Here is a 23,245-nt window from a genome sequence, read left to right on the forward strand (position 1 = left end):
TAATGCTCCGCAAAATTTTGCGATTCTTAGACATATCTCTCTCAATCTTTTAAATCAAGAAAAAACCTCAAAAACTGGAGCAAAGAACAAGCGACTTCGAGCCGGGTGGGATGATGAGTATTTGACTAAAATCCTCGCTATTTCAGTCAACTAAATTCTCACAAACAACTCATTACTAACTATTATACAACTTGTAAACAGTGGTTGTAAGCTTTTTATTGTCTCAAAAATTGCCGCAAGTAAAAATTACCATTAATCAGTTCCTCTTTTCTCTTAAAAGTCATTACAAAGCGTGTTTATAGCTTTTAATAATAGTGAATTTATCTTAAAATATACTCACCACCGGTGAACAGCGTTCAATAAGATGCGTTCCCCCTGGTTTAATAATTGATTCAACTGTTCCAGAACCAATCGAACTTATGGATTCTTCTTTATAGTATTGGTAGTTGACTATTCGACAACGATGGGTTTCTAAATAGTTACAAAATGTTTTAAATTCTTTTTTTTTCATTTCTTTAAATAGATTGATTACTTCATCTATTTTGCCTTGCCACAACATATTTTCTGCTAGCTTTAAACGTTTTAGTGAGCCTCCTATCTTGTAAAGATTTTCTTTGAGATGATACCAATCTAAAATTTCTTGTCTTTGTTCGACATCTCCGATTTCTTGAAATATCTTCCAAATTCCGGCATGACCATCTCCTAGACAATACATAGGATGTAGCAATTTTTGGCTGTTAGTCCAATCAATTAAATCTTGATTGTTTTGAAAAAATGCTCCCGAATAAACGTTATCAAAACAAACGGCTTTATAGTCTTTCCAGTAACACCCTTCGCCTTTGAATTTGTTGTGCAGCCTGACTTTGCCGCCATCCAATGTAATTTCTTGGACTCCTTGTTTAGATGTAGGTAATTCAAATTCTTGTCGTTTTACTAATCTTTGTAATGTACTATGAGAGACTTTGACCCCCGTGAAAATCTCTAAATCTTTTTCTGCCATTTGATAAGATTCGTTGGCACTGATTAAAAGACAGCATTTTTCCATCAGTGGACTGAATTGACTATAACCCACATTCCGCAGATGTGATTCATGTTACTGGTATTTTTGAAAAATCACAGCCATCAAACTTTTTTAGTCTAACTTTTTTAACTTTAGTGTCAACTTTTTGTGAAAATTAGTAGACAATATCTCAAGTTGAATCCCAGCTTTTTTTCGTAATAATAACTTGCTCAAGTTATTAGACAATACACTCCAATAAATCGGTTTTTCGACCAATATAATAATTATATTGGCTAACAATTTATTTTTCTCAACAAGTATCTCAATTTGAATACGTCAAATCCTCCTGATTAAATAATCAGATAATATTGACGACAGACTGTCCCTAAACAAGAGAGAATTTTTCGATGTTCTACCGTTAAATTGCTCACTTGCTTGTGCCCATTGACCGTGATCAAATGTACTGCCTGAAATACCTGAAATATCCACCGCATGGTCGGTTTATTTGTTAATTTCTTCACCTGATTCTTGACCGAAACTCCTGATGATTCCAATTCTTGTCTAAGCTTTCTTTGTGCTAGGGTATAGACCAACAAACACAGTCCCATTATCATGGCAATTGCTTCTACTCTCTGAGGATTTTTTACGAAGACACTTGAAGTGAAAAACAACGGATCTTTCAGGAATTTAAATCCTCTTTCTGTTGATTGTTGCGCTTTGTATTCTTTGAGTACGTTCTCATTACTCAATTCATTCTTATCGATAACATTTGTTGCTAAAATAAATCTGCCTGCCCGAGTTTTTTCAGATTCAATTACTTCTAATTTAGTCTCTAACTCACCTGTTATTCGATAATTGATTTGAGTAGGCTTTGCCAATTTACTTGGTCTACCTGATTGCTCATATTCGGCTGTTTTTTGATATTGAATATTGTTGATTTTATGATATTTGAATGAATTTGATAATTTTTCTATAGCCATTTTAGCATCTGGCTCGCAAGCAAACTCTTGCTTAGATAGCTTGCGTAGAGAGGCTTCTGCTTTTTCTTTTTGTTTTTCTACTTGCTTATTTATTTGTTTAATACTTGATTTTTTCCTCGCCTCACTTTCTACTATTAACCATCTTTGCTCTACCCCTCCATAATCACTCGATCTTTCGGCTATTTTATGTCCTGATATTTCACTTTCTGTCCATTCGTTATCTTCGATATTTGAGATTTTCTCCTGAGCTAATTTTATACTTAAAGGAACTCTAGTTATCCATTTCATTTCGCTCATGGCGATGATATTATCTTTGGTGTATAATGCACTATCTGCTACATTTATCCCTTCAAATGTCCAGGATTTTTTGAATTCTTTTAATCGCTCTACAAACACACTTTTGTCATCGATGTTTCCTGAGTCTATTTTGAGATATAATGGTATGTCTCCGTCTCCTGTACAAATCATGTCAATAATAAATTGCTTGAGGTCTGGTCGATGATCCCTCGAATATCCATGTTTGAGCTCTATGGCTTTCATCTCTGATTCTGGCTCAGATTCTTGAATTTTCTCGAATGGCTCAATCTTGACTGAATCTACTCCTTTTTCTGACGGTTTTGCATACTCTCCATGTACATACATTGAAGTTCCATCCAAATGTATGCTATTCATTTTTACTTGAAATTTTTCGGCGGCTTTTATGGCGATTGCTGTAAATAGTTGTGTTATGCCTACTGCATAATATTTGTCTAATGCTCTCGCTAGTCGGTCATCATTTAAATGTGATGGTAATACTCCTTCGATGGCGGAGATGTTCTGTTGCTTTGCCGACGAAAAACTGCTCAAATAGGTATAAAGGGGCGCTTAAAAACCCTAATCCATTCAAAATCATCGCTTTCATTACTTGTCCAGGAGTTAGCATCTCTTTTGATTTGATTCCCACTTGTTGATTCACTATTTCTACCAGTTCCATTTCATCGATAATTCCGGCTATTATTCCTAAATGGTCTATATTGAGGACTTTAATTTCGTCTTGGGGCTGATTCATGATTTTTTACACCTTGGTTGCTGACTCTATTATCTAATTTTAGCAAAAGTTGAAATCTTTGCTAGGTATTTACTTCAGGGTTTCCTGCCTCCAAATTTAAAATTATTAAATTTGTCTGAATATCTGCGGAATGTGGGCCAGAAGCTTTGTGGAGAATAGTTTTTATGATTTGCCTATTTAGCCGTTCATACCGTAAATCAGCAACGCCGAAAATCTAATAGCGACGCACCTTACACATTCGGTGAACGAAACAACCCTCCGTTTCACTCCGCCCAACAATTTTATTGTTGCAACATTTTTTCTCGGTATCCGCTCAATAAATCGGGGGAAATCGCTCACTAAGAGCCTCAAACATCGCAAAATCGTTCCCAACAAGGTAGTCTACCCCGATTTATTGAGCGGATACTTTTCTCGCATGGTATTATTTTCCGAATCAGATCAATTCCGTTAACAGTTGACAGTTGACAGGTCAACGTTTCTGACTTGAGAGATTTTGAAATTCCCGACTTCCCTGATAGCCAGATAAATCTCCTAACTCATTCAACGATTTTTGCCCTTCGTAAAACTTACCGTTAATTTCCCAAGCGGGAGTACCCTGAATCTTTGCAGCTTGGCAAAGATCAGGTCTCGCATTTTTCCCTTGAGGATTGCACTCGATATAATTGATAATTCGAGCCGCCTCTTTGCCAAAACTTTCCTTTTGCGCTTGACAGTGAGAGCAGGTATAAGAGCCGTACATTTTAGCTCCCACTCTTTTTAAATGCTGCGCTAAAGCAATTTCAGAAGTGCCAGAAGATGTTGTAGTATTCATGCTTGTCTCCTTGGCAGTACCGAGATTATTCACATCGGCATAAAGACCAGCAGAGGAAATCAACACTAACATAGATACCAGAATTCCGATCAAAAATAGCTGCCCGATATCATCCCATTCGCGACCGATTAATGCTAAGACAAACAAGCTAGTTGCAAACAAAGCAGACGCAATGCAGTAAATACAAGCTGCTTTGATATCAACAGCCAGTACATACATCAGATAGCCACTAAAAATCATCATTGCTGTGCCACCAGCAAACAAAAATAGTCCCGTCCAAGACTCTAATTTAGAGCGGAGACTCTTCTGTGCTGAAGAATTGACAAATAGGGGAGCTACGGCAAAAATTATCATGCTCAAATAGCCCAAAAACCCGAACAAAGAAAGAGGCAAACCAAAGACATAGGCATAGGGACTCGAAAGCACGATATCGCAGCCTTCTATGGGACAAGTTACCGCTCCTTGGGATAACTTGACGGCTGTTAGATAAGCAGTAATCGCAGCCCCAATACTTGCAATTCCTGCCATGATCGGGCGAGAATATCGATAAATCCAGGGCAGAGAACGTTGACGGTGCATAGTATTTTTGACCTCAAAATGAATGTATGTCTCAATTGTTGTAAAATGAAATTTTACACGCTGCGATTTCTCTATTTCAAAACTCTAGTTGCATTGAAAATAGCTGCCAGAGCTACCCCAACATCGGCAAAAACAGCTTCCCACATTGTCGCCAAACCAAAAGCACCCAAACCAATAAATATCGCTTTGACTGACATCGCAAAAATGATATTTTGCCAGACAATATTGTGAGTTTTCCTGGCAATTTGGATCGCTTCAGCCACCTTAGACGGTGCATCGGCCATAATCACAATGTCAGCAGTTTCGATCGCCGCATCGGAGCCCAAACCGCCCATCGCTATGCCGACATCAGCCCTAGCAAGAACCGGTGCATCATTAATTCCATCCCCGACAAAGACAATTTTATCGCCTTTTTTAGATTCGGCGATCAGTTTTTCGATCGCCTCAACTTTTCCTTCGGGCAATAACTCAGCTATGTAGGAATCTAAACCGAGCTTTTTCGCAACACTATCGGCTACAGCTTGATTGTCTCCTGTGAGCATCACGATGCGCTCCACACCCAATTTCTTGAGGTCACGAATAGCTTGTACTGCGTCTTCCTTCAGCTCGTCAGCAATTAAAATATAGCCAGCGTAGCGGTTGTCTACCGCTAAATGTACGACAGTACCCTCAGCATTGCAAACATCGTGAGGGATGTTTTCTCGGTGTAGCAAACGGTCATTTCCGGCAAGCACAATTTGATTATTCACTTTGGCTCGGATGCCGTGTCCCGCTATTTCTTCGTAATCTGTCACCTCCGAAGAATCTATTTTTCCGCCGTAAGCTTCCAGAATAGATTTCGCGACTGGGTGATTTGATTGAGATTCTACCTTGGCAGCCATTGCCATCAAATCAGATTGTGAAAAACCATTTTGAGGCACAATTTTTGCAACATTAAAAACTCCTTTTGTCAGAGTTCCTGTTTTGTCCAAAACAACTGTCTTGACTGCTGTCAAAGTATCGAGAAAAGTCGAGCCTTTCACCAAAATACCGCGCTTGGCTGCACCACCAATTCCCCCGAAGTATCCGAGAGGAATGCTAATCACTAATCCGCAAGGGCAGGAAATAACTAACAAGACTAGGGCGCGGTACACCCACAAAAGGCGATCGGCATTAGTTGCTCCTGAAATGAACAAAGGCGGAATTAAAGCCACTGCTAATGATGCAAATACTACAAAAGGCGTGTAGTAACTGGCAAATTTGCTGATAAATTTTTCAGTTTCAGCTTTTTTGCTTCTGGCATTTTCTACTAATTCCAGAATTCGGGAGATTGAAGATTCACCGAATATTTTGGTAACTTTGACGGTGAGAACTCCTGTCTGGTTAATTGTTCCTGCTAAAACTGTTTCTCCAACTTTCACTGTTCGAGGTACTGATTCTCCAGTTAGTGCAGACGTGTCAATTTGAGAATTGCCGTCGATAATTTCACCGTCTAAGGGGATTTTTTCGCCTGGTTTGACAAGGATGATCTCGCCGACGGCTACGGTTTCGGGCGAAACTTTTTTGATGTCACCATTTTCTTTGAGGTTGGCGCTGTCTGGGCGGATCTCTAAGAGCGATTTGATCGATTGACGCGATCGCCCTACGGCAAATTCTTGGAAGAGTTCTCCGATTTTGAAAAACAACATCACGCCGACTGCTTCTGGAAGTTTGTGAATGGCTACAGCCCCCAGTGTTGCCACAGTCATTAAAAAATTTTCATCAAATACTCGACCTCGCAGAATGTTGCGGCCGGCACTGGTTAAAACATTCCATCCACTCAAAAGATAGGCGGGGATGAAAACCAGATATTCGGCTATAGAATAGGGCGTGTTGTGCAGTTTTTCTTCAAATATTAAACCTCCGATAAATAGTAAAACAACTGATATAACAGGAATCAATTCTTGCTTGAGGTTGAAATCTCCGTTGCCGTGGTCGTGACCGTGGTCGTGGTCGTGACCGTGGTCGTGGTCATGGTCATGGTTATGATTCTCATGGCTGTGTTCGTGGTGTGCGTCGTGACTACAGCAACCGGAATCGCTTGATTTGGCTTTTTGCATGGTGTTTTCTGGGTTTTTGCTTACGCCTGATAGTATGAATAGATGTTCACATTATATGGTTCAAGAGGACAATATACTAGATTTTTAACTCAAAGTCTAGCTATTTTTCAGAAAAATATTCTTAAATTGGTAGTGACTGTTACAACTAACTAATAATAATAACTATTCTCAATTGCGGGGAAGTAATTAGATGGCTGATACACAAAGCTCAAAAAACCGGATTTTTCAGCGAGATTAAGGGTTTTTGGCGAGTATTTTGGTGAAAAAACCCGGTTTCTGTCTACCCATTTTTTTAAGTATTGTTAAGAGAACATAATCTGTGCTAATCGTCACAGGCAGAAAACATGAAAAAAGGTTTTTGTTGTGAAATAGACATAAAAAAAGTCAAAAAGCCTGCCGTACCAGGGCAGAAAGATTCATCACCATAAAAGTTATGGCGATGGTTGTTTCAGAAGTATTAGAAAGTTTAGCCATGACTCTACCAAGGCTGAATCTTCTTTTAGCTTCTCCAAATTTTCCTTCAATTGAGTTACGAATTCTCTCGTCTGACTGAGCTTGTTTCTTCTTTGACTTGCTAATATTTTTTGGGTCTTCCTAGAGGAACGCCACTCATCCTAATTCCTCTTTCTTTGCACCAATCTCGATTTTCCTGCGTTCGATATAGCAAAATCACTTCACCCCTGACAATATTTCGGTCAAAACCGTTTTCTTCTTCATCCAAGGAAAAGGTTCTTCTAATATAGGTAAATTGAAAAATGGACAGAGCTTTTCCCATCCTTCGCCATCACAAACATCAATAATTAACAAAGATTCTGGACGGTCTTTAAAATATTCAAGCACATTTCTATAATGTAAATCATAAACATAAGACATTCTATCTTCATTAAACGCATAAGTACCATAAACAGCCGCTCTTAATAATCTTCTGATCTGCATCTTAGTCTCATTACTAGGATCGAAATCAAACGCAGACCTCTTTGACCAGTGAGCTTCTAAAGACTTTAACCAACATGATTTATTACGCACGGTTAAGATAAACTTACTATCAGGAAATAATTTATCTAACTGAGAATAAAAAGGAGCTACCGTTATATCTGTAATCCCATCATAATCATTGAGAATCGAAAAGTCATACTTAGCAGCCATCAGGTCTTGTAAAATTGTCTCATCATCAGGATAATGAACAACATTAATCCCTAGCATATTTAATGCCATTGTTAAGCTTTTAGTTCCCGTGCGACTCAAGCCAATTCCAAAAACTTTCATCTTTTTACTTATCATGGGTCTTTGAATAATAATTTTACTAGAAAATTCTATAGTTTCGGCTAACGTCAAAGGAGCTTTTTCCAAAATATTCATTTGCTTAAGTTCGCGGAGAGCAATATTTGGTAAATTCTCAATAAACCTAGCAATTTCCGGCTGACTTGCCTGCTTTGAAATATATTTTCTTGCAGAATCTACACCAAATTTAGCAACCAAAAAATCTAAATCTTTTTCTTGTCTTCCCCAATCTTCCTGACAAATAGTTAATTTAGCTTGATGATAATCTTGGCGACTTCTCAGTTCTCTCAAAGCACATTTGGCAAAAATATGGTGATAGAATTGAAAAAAGTCATGGATAATGTTAAATTTCTTAAATGCTTTTTTTAGCTTCAGTTTTTTTAGTACCAGTGCACGAGTTCTTGATTCAGGTCTTAACACATATTTAGCATCATTATCAGGTACTTTAATTGCTTGCATTTCTCTGATTACATCAATTCTAGTAATATGTACACCACAATGAATATGACCTCTGAATTTATCAAGAACATAACAGTCTACGTATGGCAAACTATTTCTGGTAAGGAAAGGAGACATATCCTCCATAATTAAACAATCAGCATCCATGAAGACAACAAAATCACAATCGTAATTCATCTTCAGCATTTGCTGAACAGCGTGGGCAAAAGGTTTAACATTTTCAATAATATGAACTTGACGAGGCTGAATATTTTTGATGGCTAGGTCTAGGGCTATTTGGGATGTTCTTTCGCCAACAGTTCTAAAAACTAAATCGATTTTTTTCATGGTATTCTAATTCCAAGCCTGAGTTTTTAACTTGGAAAGCTGATAAATTATACTATCACCAGAAAAATCAGAAGTCAAGTGCTTGATTTTTCTGTAAATTTATGATAATGGTGTGAACTTGTACCAATTCTTAAAAGTTATGTAACAAGCGACATATTAGACCTCTTGCATAAGTCTTTTTAATCAAATTTTCGGACGGGCTAGAAGCCAATCCCAAAAGAAAAAAAAATTGTGGGATGGGCTCTGAGCATCGTCCTAATTATTTTTGCAAGAGGTCTATTAAGTGCAGATTAATAGTGAATTGCTATGAGCCACCTCCTTGTGGAGGGTGAACGCTTAATAGCAGAATTTTCATAGCAAATTTACAATACTCCGAACAATTTTGAGTTGAGAAGAGGTCTGAGAAATATCAAAAGTTGGTTCGATGCTACACCTCCCATTTCAATTCTTCGTTTTCTTTATCGGCAATTTGTTCAAATAAACGCTCCACAGTAGGGTCAAGTTCTTGACGCCAACGCAAATCTAAAGTAATTTCTAAACCATGATTTTGGTAATAATCTGAGCAACCCTTTGATACATTAGGTAAAAACTCTTCTGTATTTTTGTGTTGAGCCTTTACTATTAAAAACTTCGTTCCGTTGTTTCCTCCTACTGGATGATGTTCGTGCTGGTAATATTTAACCATTTGGGGTTGATAGTCTATTTCCAAAAAATCGCAAAGCGTTCTGATGACACTTTCTACATTTGTGGCAAGATCTTCATATTTTATCTTAATTTTATTACCATTAAAATGACGGTACAATTCTTGGGTTTCATTGATGAGTTCCTTCCAATCATTAATTATTTCTTTGACATTTTTTTGAGGATATTTTCTGGTGCGGGAATTGATAACTGCCCGCCCATCTCTTTGGATAAATATCAAAAAAGGTTGGGAAGATGTTTTTTGAATAGTGGCTATTTGTTCTTCTAGCCAAGAAGTGTTTTTTGTAGAATCAACTACAATTGGCTTTTGTGTTTTGAGCGATATTTGTTCGTATAAGTCTAGGTGAGTGCTAGTAATAAAATCTTTCCAAACTGGACAATTGATACCACAAATGTTGCAAGTTCTTTTTATGGGGTAGTTTGTATTTTGCATGAATCTGGCTTTCCTTGCCTCTCCCGAGTAGAAACAATCCTGATGACTTCCCAGTATAAGTCCTAGAAGCGTAGAGCCAGAGTGACCAGCGCCACAGATAAAACAAACCTTTTGATTGATTCTTGATCCAGAATTTAGCACCATATCGCTGTAATAGATAAATTGGGTGTTGCTTAATCAGGGTATGAAAAAAATAAGTTGAAAATCCAAACGCTTTGTGAATACTGGTTTCTATGACGGGCATATTTAGCCTTTCATACTGTAAATCAGCAACGCCGGATTTTTTAACCGCAGATATCAGCAGATGAACACAGATGCACGCTGATAGGATTTCTGAAGTGTTTCAACTCTGACTTAATTAGCTATTCATCCGCCGGATAAACTCTAAGGGTAATCCGTCTGTATCGGCAATAAAAGCTACTTCGTAAACATTTTGCCCGATCGCCTGTTGAGTCGGTTCTAATAAAACTTTCAAAGCTTGAAATTGGTTTGGTTGGTCTTTAGCAGCTTCCTCAAACCGCTGTTTGAGAGACTGCAACCACCTAGGTAAGTCTGTCGTCGCCTCAGTTAAATCGAAGGATAAATGATAATATCCCACATAATGCTCGTCTGCGAAAGCATCGGGTGCGGGTTTTGGTTCCGGGATTTGGATTAGTTCGATGCGTCCGTTAAGACCTTCCATCCAACAGGCTAAGGTGTAACCTGTGGTAAAGCGATCGCTCACAGTAAATCCTAACTGTTCGTAAAAGGCGATCGCCCGGTGAATGTTAGCAGTGCGGATCGAGGCGTGGTGCATTTGGCAGTTGACAGTTGACAGTTGACAGTTGGCAGTTGACAGTTGACAGTTGGCAGTTGGCAGTTGATAGTTGATAGTTGGTAGTTGGTAGTTGCTACAAATAACAAATAACCAATAACAAATAACCAATAACAACTGACTACTGACTACTGACCAATGATTATTCAAACAACCGAAAATAGGGATATCTAGTAGGAACTCCCGGCTCTTTTTCCAAATCAAAATTAATCACTTCCCAGCAAGGCTCCTCCTGGGGATCTGGGCTAAAATCCACAGGTAAACCGTACAGCTTTGGACGCGGCGAATCCGGTTGGCCCCGCCAAGGCGTGCTGCGTTCCAAATAAGCGCTGATTAAGTCCCGATAGCGTTGAGCAACGATCACGCGAGTTGCTCGATAGCCTTGAGTATAAAGTCGATCGAGCGCTTCGTGAATTTCAAACCGAATCCCGTCGGGGTGGGTGTGCTGGCGATACCATTCATCCTCCCAGCGGCGCCAGTGCCGCCCAGACTGAAGATGAACAAGTTCCCCCGTTTTTGGATCTGCCTCAAATGCCCCGTGACGCACGCACAAATATGTATCCGTGAGGGTTAGAGCCGGAATTGTTTGGCGGCAGTGGGGACACTGAATTTCCGGGCCAAACATCGGGTATTGCAAGGCAAATTCAATCATTTATTTGCGTCCCAGCATATTTATCTGCAAACGTGGCAAATAGTTTTATTATATCCCGTATTAACAACCAGCTAATCTGCTAGAAGTATCGCGATCGACCAAAAAGATGAGTAATCTCAACGAACCTTTGCCTGCAAATCCTGCCTATTGGCCATTGCCGGATCTCTCCCAAGCTGCTTTTGTCGCTGTTAGCGCTGTTGTCATCGGCAGGGTAGAAGTGGCTGCGGGCGCGAGTATCTGGTACGGGGCGGTGGTGCGGGGGGATGTAGAGCGAATTGCGATCGGCAAAAGTACCAATATCCAAGATGGAGCAATTCTGCACGGCGATCCGGGAAAACCGACTATTTTGGAAGATTTTGTGACTGTCGGACACCGAGCGGTGATTCATTCAGCTTACATTGAACGGGGGTGTTTGATCGGGATTGGGGCGATCGTCCTAGATGGAGTGAGAGTGGGCACAGGGTCGATCGTCGGTGCAGGGGCGGTTGTGACGAAGGACGTTCCCCCTCGAACGCTGGTTGCGGGAGTGCCTGCGAAGCGGCTGCGAGACTTGTCTGAGGAGGAATCTGAGGAGTTGGTGGAACACGCTAAGCGTTACGAAAAGTTGGCTTTGGTTCACGCGGGGAAAGGTTCTGATTTGGGATTTGCGTAAGGAAGGGCGATCGGGTTTGTCTTAAAACAATCAAATATCATATTGAAACATAGAATTAACGCTGTCTCGAAAAATTGGATACAGCGCAATCAATTCTTCTGTTATGTGAAAACAATGCTTGTCTAAAGGCAAAACTATAATTTTGTCTTCTACTAAAATCGCTAAAAAATATTGTAATAAGGAAATACTACGAGGAATTTGCCTGCTTGGTGTTGAATTAATTTTTTTTCTAATAGATTTAATAACGTCTTGAACTTTGTCCTCTTGTTTAGCGCTCACAATCACACCATATAAGTTATCGCAAAAACGAGTTATATCTTTTGGTTGAAGTTCTTGGGGAATTTTTTGCTGAGCAAATAGCTCTTGAGTAGCAACAGCTATTTGACACTTTCTTTTAATTTCAGGATAATCATTATCTTGCATAGTAGGAGCTATTTGGTCAAATGCCATAATTACTGTATCTAGTTGTTCAACAGTAGCTTTAATTTGTGCAGCTAAGCGAACTCTTTTCCAATCAACTTTAGAACCTTTATAAACCAAATCATGGGTTGAAACTGCCCAGGCGTGTTCAAAAGCACTTTTTATTTGAATTTCAAACACAATGTCAAATATACTTAACAAATTATCTAAATCTGTATCTTCTGGTCTTCTTAACTGAGCATAAATTCTGGTTGAATCAAATATAAAAATATCTGGAGATTTTTTATTCTGTCCTCTTTTTACAGTTTTTTGGGTCTTAAAAGTATTTTGACAAAATTTCATCACTTCTTGTTCTTGTGATAGACTTGGTATAATGACTGTACAAGCAAATAAATCATTTAATTCAGACCATTTATTGAATCTACCTGTCTCGATTTTTTCCGCTAAAGATTCAATAGTTTTAATTCTAGAAGTCAGTGCATATCCTTTGTTATCACAAAAATTCATCATGGTTGATTTGACTCGCTTTGCAACTTCTTCAACCAGGGGATGATATTGTTGATACTGGCGGTCTAAAATAGGAGGATAAATCATAAGTTTGATAATTCACCAGTTAATTATAGATTGACAGTTCCTGAAATGACGGATTTTAAGATATTAATACGGGTTTTATTTTTGTTAATTCCTGCTGAACCTAATGAGGTTGAAATGGCATCACAGTAATCTTGAACTTCGGGAATATTTATCCTTGTTTCAGGAGAATCTAATGATTTAAAAAAAACATCTATTCTATTACAAACCTCGGAAGTAATTTGTAATTGTGAGTCAGTATTTAACTCTGATACTGCACCAAACAATGAATAAAAATCTGCTTGATTTTTTAGTCGCGTTTTACATATGTTTACATTGGAAGGACATTGATTTAAAAGCTCTTTTATTAATTCAATATTTTTTTTAAATTGAGCTTCTATTTCATCTCGTTCTTCCCACACTAAATCTCTTTCATTGAAAGCTTTATCCAAATCATCCTGACGATATGATTTGACTCCTTCCTCTAACAAAAGTAAAAGTAGAGTTACAAATTCTACATCTTTCATTTGTTGTCTTGCTTTGAGAGGAATTGAAGGAAAATTTTGTGGTAAAACGGAAATCATCCAGTCAGTTAAATCTTCTACCGTAGTAATAAATATTCCACTAAACTTGGCGTGACGAAGTTCTTGAGGTGTTAATTTACTAACATTACGATTAATACGATCAAATATATTATTGATAATTACTTCATCGTCGGATTGGACATATTCAACAGCAAATTGATATTTCCAAAATTTTTGCTTGAATTCATTCTCTAAGTCTGTGAAATATTTTCCTCGGATTCGTGTAATAGTTGCTGTTTCACTTACTGGAAACTTTTTTTCAGCAAAGCTAAATAAAGTGGATAACCTTTGCTTTCCATCGACTACACCATACTTAGAGACACCTTCAGGAGTTATTTCTTGATATAAGAAAATGGCGGGGGCAGGATACTCATTGAGTACAGTATCAATAAAAAAATCTTTGTATTCTTGATTCCAAACACTTCGTCTTTGATAAGGTGGTTCAAGATCGAGCAGATGTCTTGTGTAGAGATCCCAAAACCAAGAAACTGTCTGAAAATTAATAGTTCTACTCATTTATTTTTTTTGTAATAGGCTGGAATGATAATTTTTATTATACACTATATTCATTGGTATAAGAGCCAATTTGGCTAAAAAGATAAATTTATTAACAATTAGGATTGTTAAGCCCGATCGCGCGCTAAGATAAATCCCATGAATAACGATCGCACATCTAACCCAAACATCCCTCCGCATACCTGGAAACGTCCCATCGGCCTCGGTTGGGAGAATCCCTATACAGTCCGCTATGCAAGCAATCTCGACGACGGGCCCTGGCACGGAATGCCTCTGGGTGGCTTCGGGGCTGGCTGCATCGGGCGATCGCCCCGCGGCGACTTCAACCTCTGGCACATCGACGGTGGCGAGCATATTTTTCGCAGTTTACCCGCTTGTCAGTTCAGCGTTTTTGAAGAAACAAAAGGCAAAAAACAAGCCTATGCACTGTCCGCAGAACCGCCAAAAGATGGCAGTTTGTCTAATTGGAAATGGTATCCTTCTGAAGGAAGAAGGAAGAAGGAAGAAGGGAGAAGGGAAGATGAAGAACTAACGGGAGAAGAGTCAAATTCTGGGACTTATCATGCTTTGTATCCGCGTAGTTGGTTTGTTTATGAAAATGTGTTTGAGGCTCAATTAAGTTGCGAGCAATTTTCGCCAATTTTGCCGAATAATTATCAAGAAACCAGTTACCCAGTTGCGATGTTTGAATGGGTGGCGCACAATCCTACAGATGCGCCGATTACTCTCAGCATCATGCTGACTTGGGAGAATATTGTCGGCTGGTTTACTAATGCTAACAAGTCGCCGGAAGTCATGGTGCGAGATGATGGTAGTCCATTTTATGACTATCAACCCCGGTGGGGAGAAAGTGCCGGAAATTTGAATTTGTTTGTGGAAGATTTTCACCGAATTGGTTGCGTGATGGCGCGGTTGAGTGCTAACGATCAGCCACAAGAGGGGGAGGGACAGTGGGCGATCGCAACTATTACCAATCCGGCGGTAGAAGTATTCTATCAAACTCGCTGGAATCCGGTGGGGAATGGCGAGGATATTTGGCGACACTTTTCTAGTGAAGGTTTCTTGTTGGATGACAGAGATGAGACAGCCGCCGCCGCAGGGGAACGGTTGGCTTGTGCGATCGCAGTTCGGTTTACAATTAGACCAGGCAAAACTCGCAAAATTCCCTTTATTTTAGCTTGGGATTTGCCAGTTACTGAGTTTGCATCGGGAGTTTCTTACTACCGCCGCTATACTGATTTCTTCGGACGGAATGGCAAAAATGTTTGGCCGATTATTCGTACCGCGATGAAGCATTCCGATACTTGGCGCGAAAGTATTGAAGCTTGGCAAAAACCCATTTTAGAACGTACAGATTTGTCCGACAGTTTCAAAATGGCGCTGTTTAATGAGTTGTACATTTTGACTGACGGCGGTACTCTTTGGACTGCGGCGGATGAACGCGATCCCAAGGGTCAATTTGGGGTTTTGGAGTGCATTGATTACCGCTGGTACGAAAGTTTAGACGTGCGACTGTACGGTTCTTTTGCTTTGTTGATGCTGTGGCCTGAATTGGAAAAGTCGGTAATGATTGCCTTTGCGAGGGCAATTTCGACGGGAGACGATACTCCGCGAGTTGTTGGCTGGAATCAATCTGCGGCTATTAGAAAAGCTGTCGGTTCGACACCGCACGATTTGGGTGCTCCCAACGAACATCCTTGGGAGAAAACGAATTATACTAGCTATCAAGATTGCAATTTATGGAAGGATTTACCTTGCGATTTTGTGTTGCAGGTTTATCGGGATTTTCTGTTGACTGGTAGCACAGATTGTGAGTTTTTGCAAGATTGTTGGCCTGCCATTGTTGAGGCTTTGGCTTATCTAAAAACTTTTGATGAGGATGGGGACGGCATTCCTGAGAATTCGGGTGCGCCGGATCAGACGTTTGATGATTGGCAAATGCGGGGGATTAGTGCGTATTGCGGGGGTTTGTGGTTGGCGGCGCTGGAAGCTGCGATCGCGATCGGCGAAGTCTTAGAAGATGCAGCACCCGAAATAATTCCCAATCCCCAAGCAAAGATTGCATTATATCACAGTTGGCTGCTACAAGCAAGACCGAACTATCAGGAAAAACTGTGGAACGGTCAATATTACCGTTTGGATAGCGAGAGTAATTCGGAAGTAGTGATGGCAGACCAATTGTGCGGTCAATTTTACGCAAAATTGTTAGGATTGCCGGATATTGTGCCGCCAGAATGTGCTGTCAGCGCTTTAGAAACTGTGTATAAATCTTGTTTTTTAAAGTTCAATGACGGCGAGTTTGGGGCGGCGAATGGAGTAATGCTAAACGGTGCGCCGGAAAATCCGAACGCGACTCATCCTTTGGAAGTTTGGACGGGGATTAATTTTGGGTTGGCGGCTTTTTTGGTACAGATGGGAATGGAGGATAAGGCGTTTAAGTTGACTGATGCGGTGGTGAGGCAGATTTATGAGAATGGGTTGCAGTTTCGCACGCCGGAAGCTATTACGGCGGGCGGGACTTTTCGGGCGAGTCACTATTTGCGGGCGATGGCGATTTGGGCAATTTATGGGGTGTTGACTGGTTTTAAATAGGGAATTAGGTTCGATCGTTCGGACTTCAGTCCTTTCTTGAGTTAAGCTAAGGAAGGACTGAAGTCTTGATTGCGAACCAGTTGGATAAATCTGGTTGCTTATGAATTCTGTGTTAAAAAACTATTGTGTTAGTGTTGAGTTTCCTGATGTCAGCGGTGCAGAACACTTGGAAATGCTTCAAATTCGCGATCGCCTCGTAGAAATTGAATCTGACTTGAGTGAAGCCGAAAAGACGTTACTCACCAAGGGCGATCGCCAATTAATTGAAAATGTAAATGATTTTTATCATGAGTTGTCGCGCTTTGTCAATTTAGCTGACATCAGAAAAGCTGAAGCTATTCCTCCTCAACGCTGGTGGTGGTATTTGGATGTGTTAGTGTTTTTGCCAATTTCCTTGAAACCAGAGTTAACGAGTCACAGCGAATCACTGTCAAAACGGTCTTTTTAGGGATTGGTTGTGTGTAAGTGCGATCGTACTTCCTGCTAAAAATTCCGTGGCGCACTCTTCCCCAGCCGTTAAAACTGACAGATAGACTCTGGTTTGAGGGGGCAGGTTTTATTTGCGATCGGATTGTCTTCGAGGTCGAGTTTAGTTAGTTTAGTCAGAGATGTCAGGGGTGTAATGTCTGATATTTTAGTGTCTCTAATAATGAGCTCAATTAGGTTAGTTAAAGATGTCAGGGGTTTAATGTCTGATATTGGATTGTTTGTGAGAGCGAGATAAGTTAGGTTAGTCAGAGATGTCAGGGGTTTAATGTCTGATATTTTAGTGCCGCTAAGGATGAGGGAAGTTAGGTTAGTCAGAGATGTCAGGGGTTTAATGTCTGATATTTTAGTGCCGCTAAGGATGAGGGAAGTTAGGTTAGTCAGAGATGTCAGGGGTTTAATGTCTGATATTTCGTTGCTGCTGAGACCGAGAGCAGTTAGTTTAGTCAGAGATTTTAGGGGTGTAATGTCTGATATTTTAGTGCCACCGAGGTTCAGGAAAGTTAGTTTAGTCAGAGATGTCAGGGGTGTAATGTCTGATATTCCATTGCCACTAAGACCGAGCTCAGTTAGTTTAGTCAGAGATGTCAGGGGTGTAATGTCTGATATTTCCTTGCCACCGAGGTCGAGTTTAGTTAGTTTAGTCAGAGATCTCAGCGGTGTAATGTCTGATATTTTAGTGACGCTGAGACTGAGAGCAGTTAGTTTAGTCAGAGATTTTATGGGTGTAATGTCTGATATTTCATTGCTACTGAGACTGAGAGCAGTTAGTTTAGTCAGAGATTTTAGGGGTGTAATGTCTGATATTTTATTTTGTAAGAGTTCAAGGAAAGTTAGGTTGGTCAGAGATTTTAGGGGTGTAATGTCTGATATTTTATTGCCAGCGAGGTACAGGTAAGTGAGGTTGGTCAGAGATTTTAGGGGTGTAATGTCTGATATTTTATTGCCAGCGAGGTAGAGTTGAGGGAGACTTGAAAGCTTCTGGTTAGCTGGTTGGCACTCATTAGTTCCAGCTTCCTTCAACAACGCATCAACAGTAATTCTAGCCTCTGGGTTCAAATTAACTTTATTGGCACACCAATCGGTAAAAGTTTTGTAGTTTGCTGTCGGTGTTTGCTGGGCAACCGACGCAGGCAATCTGTCTGCTGTCGGTGTCTGCTGCCTGACAGCCTGGGGCAATCTGCATCCGCTAAGAATTAGAATTAAAGACAGGCTGAAGACGATACACTGCCAACCATACCGCTTCGCAATTAGAGACAAATTCCTGTTACTTAAAAGCTTTTCTAACATTTGGCGTTCATCCCAGTTTTTCTAGAAACTCTCTGAGTGAATTCATGATAACATCGCTTACGCAAGTGAAGAAGGACTAAAGTCCTCACTACGAACCAAAGTCAATTACGATAAAATCTTGTTGAGTGATGAGATTAGCTGGTACGCCGTTGAGAGTAGCTAAGATTTTATCTGTGTTGGCAATTTTGATTAAGGTTGTAGTGTTTTCTTGGAGAATGCTGATGCGATCGCCCTTTAAGCCTCCCATCAAAACCAATAAATCCTCACCTTGCCTAAAATCAACAATAACATCGCCACCTTCCGCCGCAGTCAAGCAAAAGTAATCGCGCCCGCTTCCCCCAATCAAAGTATCATCACCGTTACCGCCCCACAGAGTATCGTTACCCTCACCGCCACACAATTGATCCGCATCTCCACCGCCAAAAATTAGATCGTTGTCGTTACCGCCGCACAAATAATCTTTCTGACTGCTAGCATCCGTCGCGATATTCTCAATATCTCCGAAAATTGTATCGTCGCCATCGCCGCCACAGATGGTGTCACTTCCCAAATCTCCAAACAGCAAATCGTTGCCAGATTCGCCGCAAATTAGATCGTTACCTTTGCCGCCGTAGATGGTATCATTTCCCTCGCCACCAACAAGAGTATCTTCACTTTCTTGCCCGTACAAAACGTCGTTGCCGTTATCCCCAAAAAGCAAATCTTTTCCTGTTAAGTCGCCCTCAGACGAGTCAGAAGTGCCGCCAAATAAATGATCGCCCCCTTCATCCCCAAGCAAAGTATCGTTGCCTTTGTCGCCCCAAACTACGTCATGATCTTTGCCTGCGATCGCCCGATCGTCATGTTTCCCGGCATAAATAACATCATTCCCAGCGTGCCCGACGATGTAGTCATGATCTTCGTTACCAAATATGGTGTCGCTATCTACATCCGCGCCCACAGCAACCGGGCTAGCAAAACCACCGTAAATATTATCGCTACCCAATAAGCCCATTAGCAAGTCGCTGCCATTAAAACCGTTGATGCTGTCATTAATATGGCTACCGGTGAGGGAATCCCTGCTGTTTGTACCGCTGAGGATGTTTTCAGGGATATTGGGGCGGAGAATGGCAGCGCGATCGGGTAAATTGATTCGATCGCACATACAGTCTTCCGAAACAGCAGGAATTAGCGCAGGTTGGGAAGTTTCGGTTTGGGCGATCGCATAATTCGGATTTGCGATCGCAATTTCCCCAGGTTTAGCCGTTGGAATTGGAGTTTCCGCAGGAGTTGGAGTCGAAATTGGTGTCGGAATTGAAATTTCCGCAGGAGTTGGAGTTGGAATTGGTGTCGGAATTGAAATTTCCGCAGGAGTTGGTGTCGAAACTGGTTTCGCCTTCAGAGTTTCCGCAGGAGTTAGAGTCGGAGTCGGAATTGGTGTCGGAGTTTCCGCAGGAGTTAGAGTCGCAACTGGTTTCGCCGTCGGAGTTTCCGCAGGTGTCGGAGTCGGAGTCGGAATTGGTGTCGGAGTTTCCGCAGGAGTTGGAGTCGGAATTGGCGTCGGAGTTTCCGCAGGAGTTGGAGTCGGAATTGGCGTCGGAGTTTCCGCAGGAGTTGGAGTTGGTGTCGGAATTGGAGTTTCCGCAGGAGTTGGAGTCGGAATTGGCGTCGGAGTTTCCGCAGGAGTCGGAGTCGGAATCGGTGTCGGAATTGGTGTCGGAGTCGGAATTGGAGTCGGAATTGGAGTGGTATCTACAATAGTCAAAACAGAACTAGAAATCGCTCCTAAATCGGCTTCATTCGTGGGATTTTTCAGGATTAAATTAACAGTTTCATTGCCTTCTATTTCCGAATCATCTACAATTTTAATGGTGAAATTTTTAGCAGTTTCACCAATTTCAAAATTTAAGGTTCCCGATGTTTGGTTATAGTCGATTCCAAAATTAGCAGTGCCATTACTTGTGCTATAATTTACAGCAGCAGCCGCATTACTAGGATCAGTGCGAGTAACGGTAATTGTGGCAAAATTACCATTTTCATTAACGATATAATTGGCGTTGCTGAAGTTAAATGTGCCTGGATTATTGAGGTTTATCCTGAAAGTTTGGTTAGCCGAACTATCGACACCACCGTTATCTATACCGCCATTATCTTTCAGGTTTAAAGTGATATTAGCACTGCCGATCGCCCCTGGCGCCGGTGTAAAGGTTAGAGTGCCCGCCGAGTCGATCGCAGGTGGTACGCTAAACAAAGCAGCATTGTCATTTCCGACTACTTGGAAAGCCACAGTTTGTCCCGATTCGTTGGCGGGGCCCGGAGAAATCGCCGTCGCCCATCCGGGGATGGTTTGCGCGCCGGAGTTGCTGCTAAAAGTGCGATCGCCCCCTTTGACAAACCCAGGTGCATCGTTGACTGCATTAACTGCGATCGAATATGTCAAACTATTAGTGCTAAACGGTGTTGTTCCCCCAGTAACTGAAGCATTAACCCCCGAAGTACCGTTACCCACTCCGTTACTTCCATCCCACGCCCGAAACGTAATTTTTGGTTCACTTCCAGTGGTACTGTAATAATCTGGGTTGGGTACAAACCGGACTTTCCCAGGCGTTTGCAGTGAAACCCGCGTCAAGTTAATGTTAGCTTGCGCCGAGGTTGTGTCGTCACCAAGGAATAGAAAATTAGGAGTTTCATAAGGATCGATCGCGCCAGTAAATGTAGCATAATCTCGCAGCGGGCCGGTAAGTATAACATTATTGCTGTCGGAAATAAAGTAATTGTCGCCTAGAATTTTCAGAGTATAGTTAGTAGCAAGATTAGTGTTATAAGCAACATTTTCAGCAGCAACAAATAAGCCATTAGTTTGTCCGCCTGGATTCGGAGTAATGTTGTCGCCTTGGGCAAAAATATTGCCGGAAGTTGCAGATAGTTGCTGGAAACCGATTTCAATTGCTTTGCGATCGCTAGTAACCGCAACAATGCTAAAACCAGCTCGATTTTGATTCGTGCGGGATTCCGAGATGATTTGCAGATCAAAAGATAGGCTAAAGCCAGAATTGCGATCGAGCGTAGTAAATGACGAATTCAAAGGATTTACTGTGTAGCCAGCATAAATACTATTAGCATCAGTGCTGTTTAAATTAGCTCCATTCCCGCTAAATATTTCTGAAGCAAGAACAGTCGGAGAAGCGGGATTTAAATTAGTCAAAGACAGCCAATTTTGAGAACTGGGAGTGTTACCAAGTAAGCCATTATAAAGAGGAGTCAAGCCGAGCACTGTTGCTGAACTTTCCGACACTGTGCCGAAATTTGTCCAAGTATTGCCGTTAGTTGAAAATTGCCAGTTGCCGTTAGTATTGTCTGCGGCGGTAACTGCGACACCCAAAGCATCGCCATTCGCGTCATTTCCTAACTCGCTAGAGGTGTTGAAAATACTAAAGCCCGTGTTAGCTGCATTGGCTGTGTCTTCATCAATTGCGATCTGCGTATTAACAGGATTTACAAAAATTGGAGCGCTGTTGAGCTGCGGGTTGCGGAGACTATTAATATAAATAGTATTAATTCCGCCGTTGGGCAAACCCAAGGAACTGGAACTATTCACAGCATAATTAGCAGTGACGCTGACACCGCTAATAGCGCTAGAAAACTCGACAATTCCCCCGTTGTTTGGTGCGGAAATTTGAACCTTAGCGGCACTCCCAAAGGCTCCGTGGGTTCCCGATGTCCTCCAGGCGATCGCATCTACTGTATTGAAGTTTGTAGTGCTAGTATTATCAACATAAACAACATCTGAAGCTGCGAAATCCCCATCAAAATTTCCCACGGGGAGCAGCTTTGTCAAAAATCCACCTTCAAGGCTCAATCGAATGTTCCAATCATTATTTGTTCCCGACGGTATGGGGTTGTAGGCAATCTCTTGATTGGCGGTTGAACCGCCGATCGCAATTATTGTTCCTGCTTTAAACACAGGAGCAATACTCGCCATATTCGTAAATTGGTAAGCTGAATATTTGGCTGTTGTTGGAAGAGTTGAGTCGCCCACAAAATAGCTCTGAAGCTGAGTTGCACTTACATCTTCTGTTAGCAGTAACTCTACATATTCATTGCCAGTCAAGTCTCCGGTAGCGCGCCGGAATTCGTTAATAATTATCTGTCCCATTTAGATGCACCTAAATTAGAGATAAAAATCCGATAAAATGTGCCAAAAACATTCACCAGCTTGCAACATTCAAGTAGGTGAATATTTCGTATTTTACCCTAGCGTCAGACCGTTCGCTTGAAATATGGAGAAAATGTGAGGATATGACGCACCATACCAGAGGTGCGGATAGATGATTCACAACTTAACCTGCATCACAGGGGATTTAAGCCCCCACCTTTAGATGGATTGTTTTTAGGCTGGGACTTAAATCCCCTGCCTAAAAACTTCGCTGTCAACTGTCAACTGTCAACTGTTAACGCACTCCTACTGATAATTTATATGAACTAAGGAAAAATACTATAAGTTGAATTTAGCCAATCAAATTTATAATGTCAAGCATCCGGTTACATCAATAAATTTTATTTATATAATTTTTGATATGCGGCTAATTAGCCGCATATCAAAAATGACTAACAAACTATATCGTGTTTGCATCGCTAACGAATTAAAACACTTCATTTTCGATTCCCACCCACCATTCGCCCAGATTCATTAAATCTTGGTGAAGTTCCGCAAGTTCTGTGATATATTCTTCAGCAGAAATGTCCGATCGCCTTTCTTGCAGTTTTTTCAGTCGCAGTTGCACCAACAGCCACGGTTTGGAAATTCCGTCGGTTGCTTCAATATATTTAGCTAGATTTTTGCTGTTCATTGTAATTAATCAGTAGTTAGTAGTCAGTAGTCAGCAGTCAGTAGTCAGTAGATATCTTGCACAAATCTTAGATTAGAGATAGAAACCGCAGATTAACGCAGATTAACGCAGATGTATTTCAAGATTGTTTGCGATTTTTGCA

At 41.0% G+C, this 23,245-nt stretch carries 13 protein-coding genes, 4 pseudogenes and 1 CRISPR repeat array; of the genes and pseudogenes, 4 read left to right on the forward strand and 13 right to left on the reverse strand.

Annotation, left to right across the window (positions count from 1 at the left end; genetic code table 11):
- Window positions 1-154 (forward strand): annotated as a pseudogene (locus K4039_RS29435) (ISAs1 family transposase); the annotation flags it as partial.
- A gap of 225 nt (window positions 155-379) precedes the next feature.
- Here the strand turns inward: K4039_RS29435 and K4039_RS29440 are convergent.
- The 9 genes and pseudogenes from K4039_RS29440 to K4039_RS29480 form a co-directional block, all read right to left on the reverse strand.
- Window positions 380-1,066, reverse strand: a pseudogene (locus tag K4039_RS29440) (ISKra4 family transposase); the annotation flags it as partial.
- 284 nt (window positions 1,067-1,350) lie between these two features.
- Window positions 1,351-3,028 (reverse strand): annotated as a pseudogene (locus tag K4039_RS29445) (IS1634 family transposase).
- A 469-nt stretch (window positions 3,029-3,497) separates the two neighbouring features.
- Window positions 3,498-4,418, reverse strand: a complete 921-nt coding sequence (locus K4039_RS29450) for a vitamin K epoxide reductase family protein (RefSeq protein ID WP_265240069.1) — start codon at window positions 4,416-4,418, stop codon at window positions 3,498-3,500.
- A gap of 71 nt (window positions 4,419-4,489) precedes the next feature.
- Window positions 4,490-6,496, reverse strand: coding sequence for a heavy metal translocating P-type ATPase (locus K4039_RS29455; RefSeq protein WP_265240070.1), 2,007 nt, complete (start codon window positions 6,494-6,496; stop codon window positions 4,490-4,492).
- Window positions 6,497-6,730: 234 nt separating this feature from the next.
- A pseudogene (locus tag K4039_RS29460) lies at window positions 6,731-7,160 on the reverse strand (transposase); the annotation flags it as partial.
- Between the two features lie 5 nt (window positions 7,161-7,165).
- Window positions 7,166-8,563, reverse strand: a complete 1,398-nt coding sequence (locus K4039_RS29465; RefSeq protein ID WP_265240071.1) for a sulfotransferase family protein — start codon at window positions 8,561-8,563, stop codon at window positions 7,166-7,168.
- A 427-nt stretch (window positions 8,564-8,990) separates the two neighbouring features.
- Window positions 8,991-9,842, reverse strand: a complete 852-nt coding sequence (locus K4039_RS29470; protein WP_265240072.1) for a sulfotransferase — start codon at window positions 9,840-9,842, stop codon at window positions 8,991-8,993.
- A 214-nt stretch (window positions 9,843-10,056) separates the two neighbouring features.
- Window positions 10,057-10,494, reverse strand: coding sequence for a VOC family protein (locus K4039_RS29475; protein ID WP_265240092.1), 438 nt, complete (start codon window positions 10,492-10,494; stop codon window positions 10,057-10,059).
- A gap of 160 nt (window positions 10,495-10,654) precedes the next feature.
- Window positions 10,655-11,164 (reverse strand): TIGR02652 family protein, encoded by a 510-nt coding sequence (locus K4039_RS29480; protein ID WP_265240073.1) that lies wholly within the window; start codon window positions 11,162-11,164, stop codon window positions 10,655-10,657.
- Between the two features lie 106 nt (window positions 11,165-11,270).
- On the opposite strand from K4039_RS29480, the gene K4039_RS29485 reads away from it, so the two are divergent.
- A complete protein-coding gene (locus K4039_RS29485; protein ID WP_265240074.1) occupies window positions 11,271-11,816 on the forward strand; it encodes a gamma carbonic anhydrase family protein in 546 nt (181 codons plus the stop codon).
- A gap of 30 nt (window positions 11,817-11,846) precedes the next feature.
- Here K4039_RS29485 and K4039_RS29490 read toward each other — a convergent pair whose 3' ends face one another.
- The gene (locus K4039_RS29490; protein ID WP_265240075.1) at window positions 11,847-12,830 is read right to left on the reverse strand and encodes a hypothetical protein; all 984 of its coding nucleotides are present in this window, start codon (window positions 12,828-12,830) and stop codon (window positions 11,847-11,849) included.
- Between the two features lie 23 nt (window positions 12,831-12,853).
- On the reverse strand, window positions 12,854-13,906 hold the full coding sequence (locus K4039_RS29495) for a DUF262 domain-containing protein (protein ID WP_265240076.1): 1,053 nt from the start codon (window positions 13,904-13,906) through the stop codon (window positions 12,854-12,856).
- Between the two features lie 138 nt (window positions 13,907-14,044).
- On the opposite strand from K4039_RS29495, the gene K4039_RS29500 reads away from it, so the two are divergent.
- Window positions 14,045-16,498, forward strand: coding sequence for a GH116 family glycosyl hydrolase (locus tag K4039_RS29500; RefSeq protein WP_265240077.1), 2,454 nt, complete (start codon window positions 14,045-14,047; stop codon window positions 16,496-16,498).
- A 100-nt stretch (window positions 16,499-16,598) separates the two neighbouring features.
- On the forward strand, window positions 16,599-16,946 hold the full coding sequence (locus tag K4039_RS29505) for a hypothetical protein (RefSeq protein WP_265240078.1): 348 nt from the start codon (window positions 16,599-16,601) through the stop codon (window positions 16,944-16,946).
- A 143-nt stretch (window positions 16,947-17,089) separates the two neighbouring features.
- A CRISPR array of direct repeats spans window positions 17,090-17,929; the repeat unit is 44 nt; unit sequence AGTTAGGTTAGTCAGAGATGTCAGGGGTTTAATGTCTGATATTT.
- Between the two features lie 433 nt (window positions 17,930-18,362).
- On the opposite strand, the gene K4039_RS29510 is transcribed toward K4039_RS29505, so the two are convergent.
- Together K4039_RS29510 and K4039_RS29515 are read right to left on the reverse strand one after the other, a co-directional pair.
- Window positions 18,363-22,409: a Calx-beta domain-containing protein gene (locus tag K4039_RS29510; RefSeq protein ID WP_265240079.1), complete on the reverse strand. Its 4,047-nt coding sequence runs from the start codon at window positions 22,407-22,409 to the stop codon at window positions 18,363-18,365.
- 487 nt (window positions 22,410-22,896) lie between these two features.
- On the reverse strand, window positions 22,897-23,103 hold the full coding sequence (locus K4039_RS29515; RefSeq protein WP_265240080.1) for a hypothetical protein: 207 nt from the start codon (window positions 23,101-23,103) through the stop codon (window positions 22,897-22,899).
- Window positions 23,104-23,245 lie beyond the last annotated feature (142 nt).

This window comes from Lyngbya sp. CCAP 1446/10, assembly GCF_026130175.1.
In the GTDB taxonomy this organism is placed as follows: domain Bacteria; phylum Cyanobacteriota; class Cyanobacteriia; order Cyanobacteriales; family Microcoleaceae; genus Microcoleus.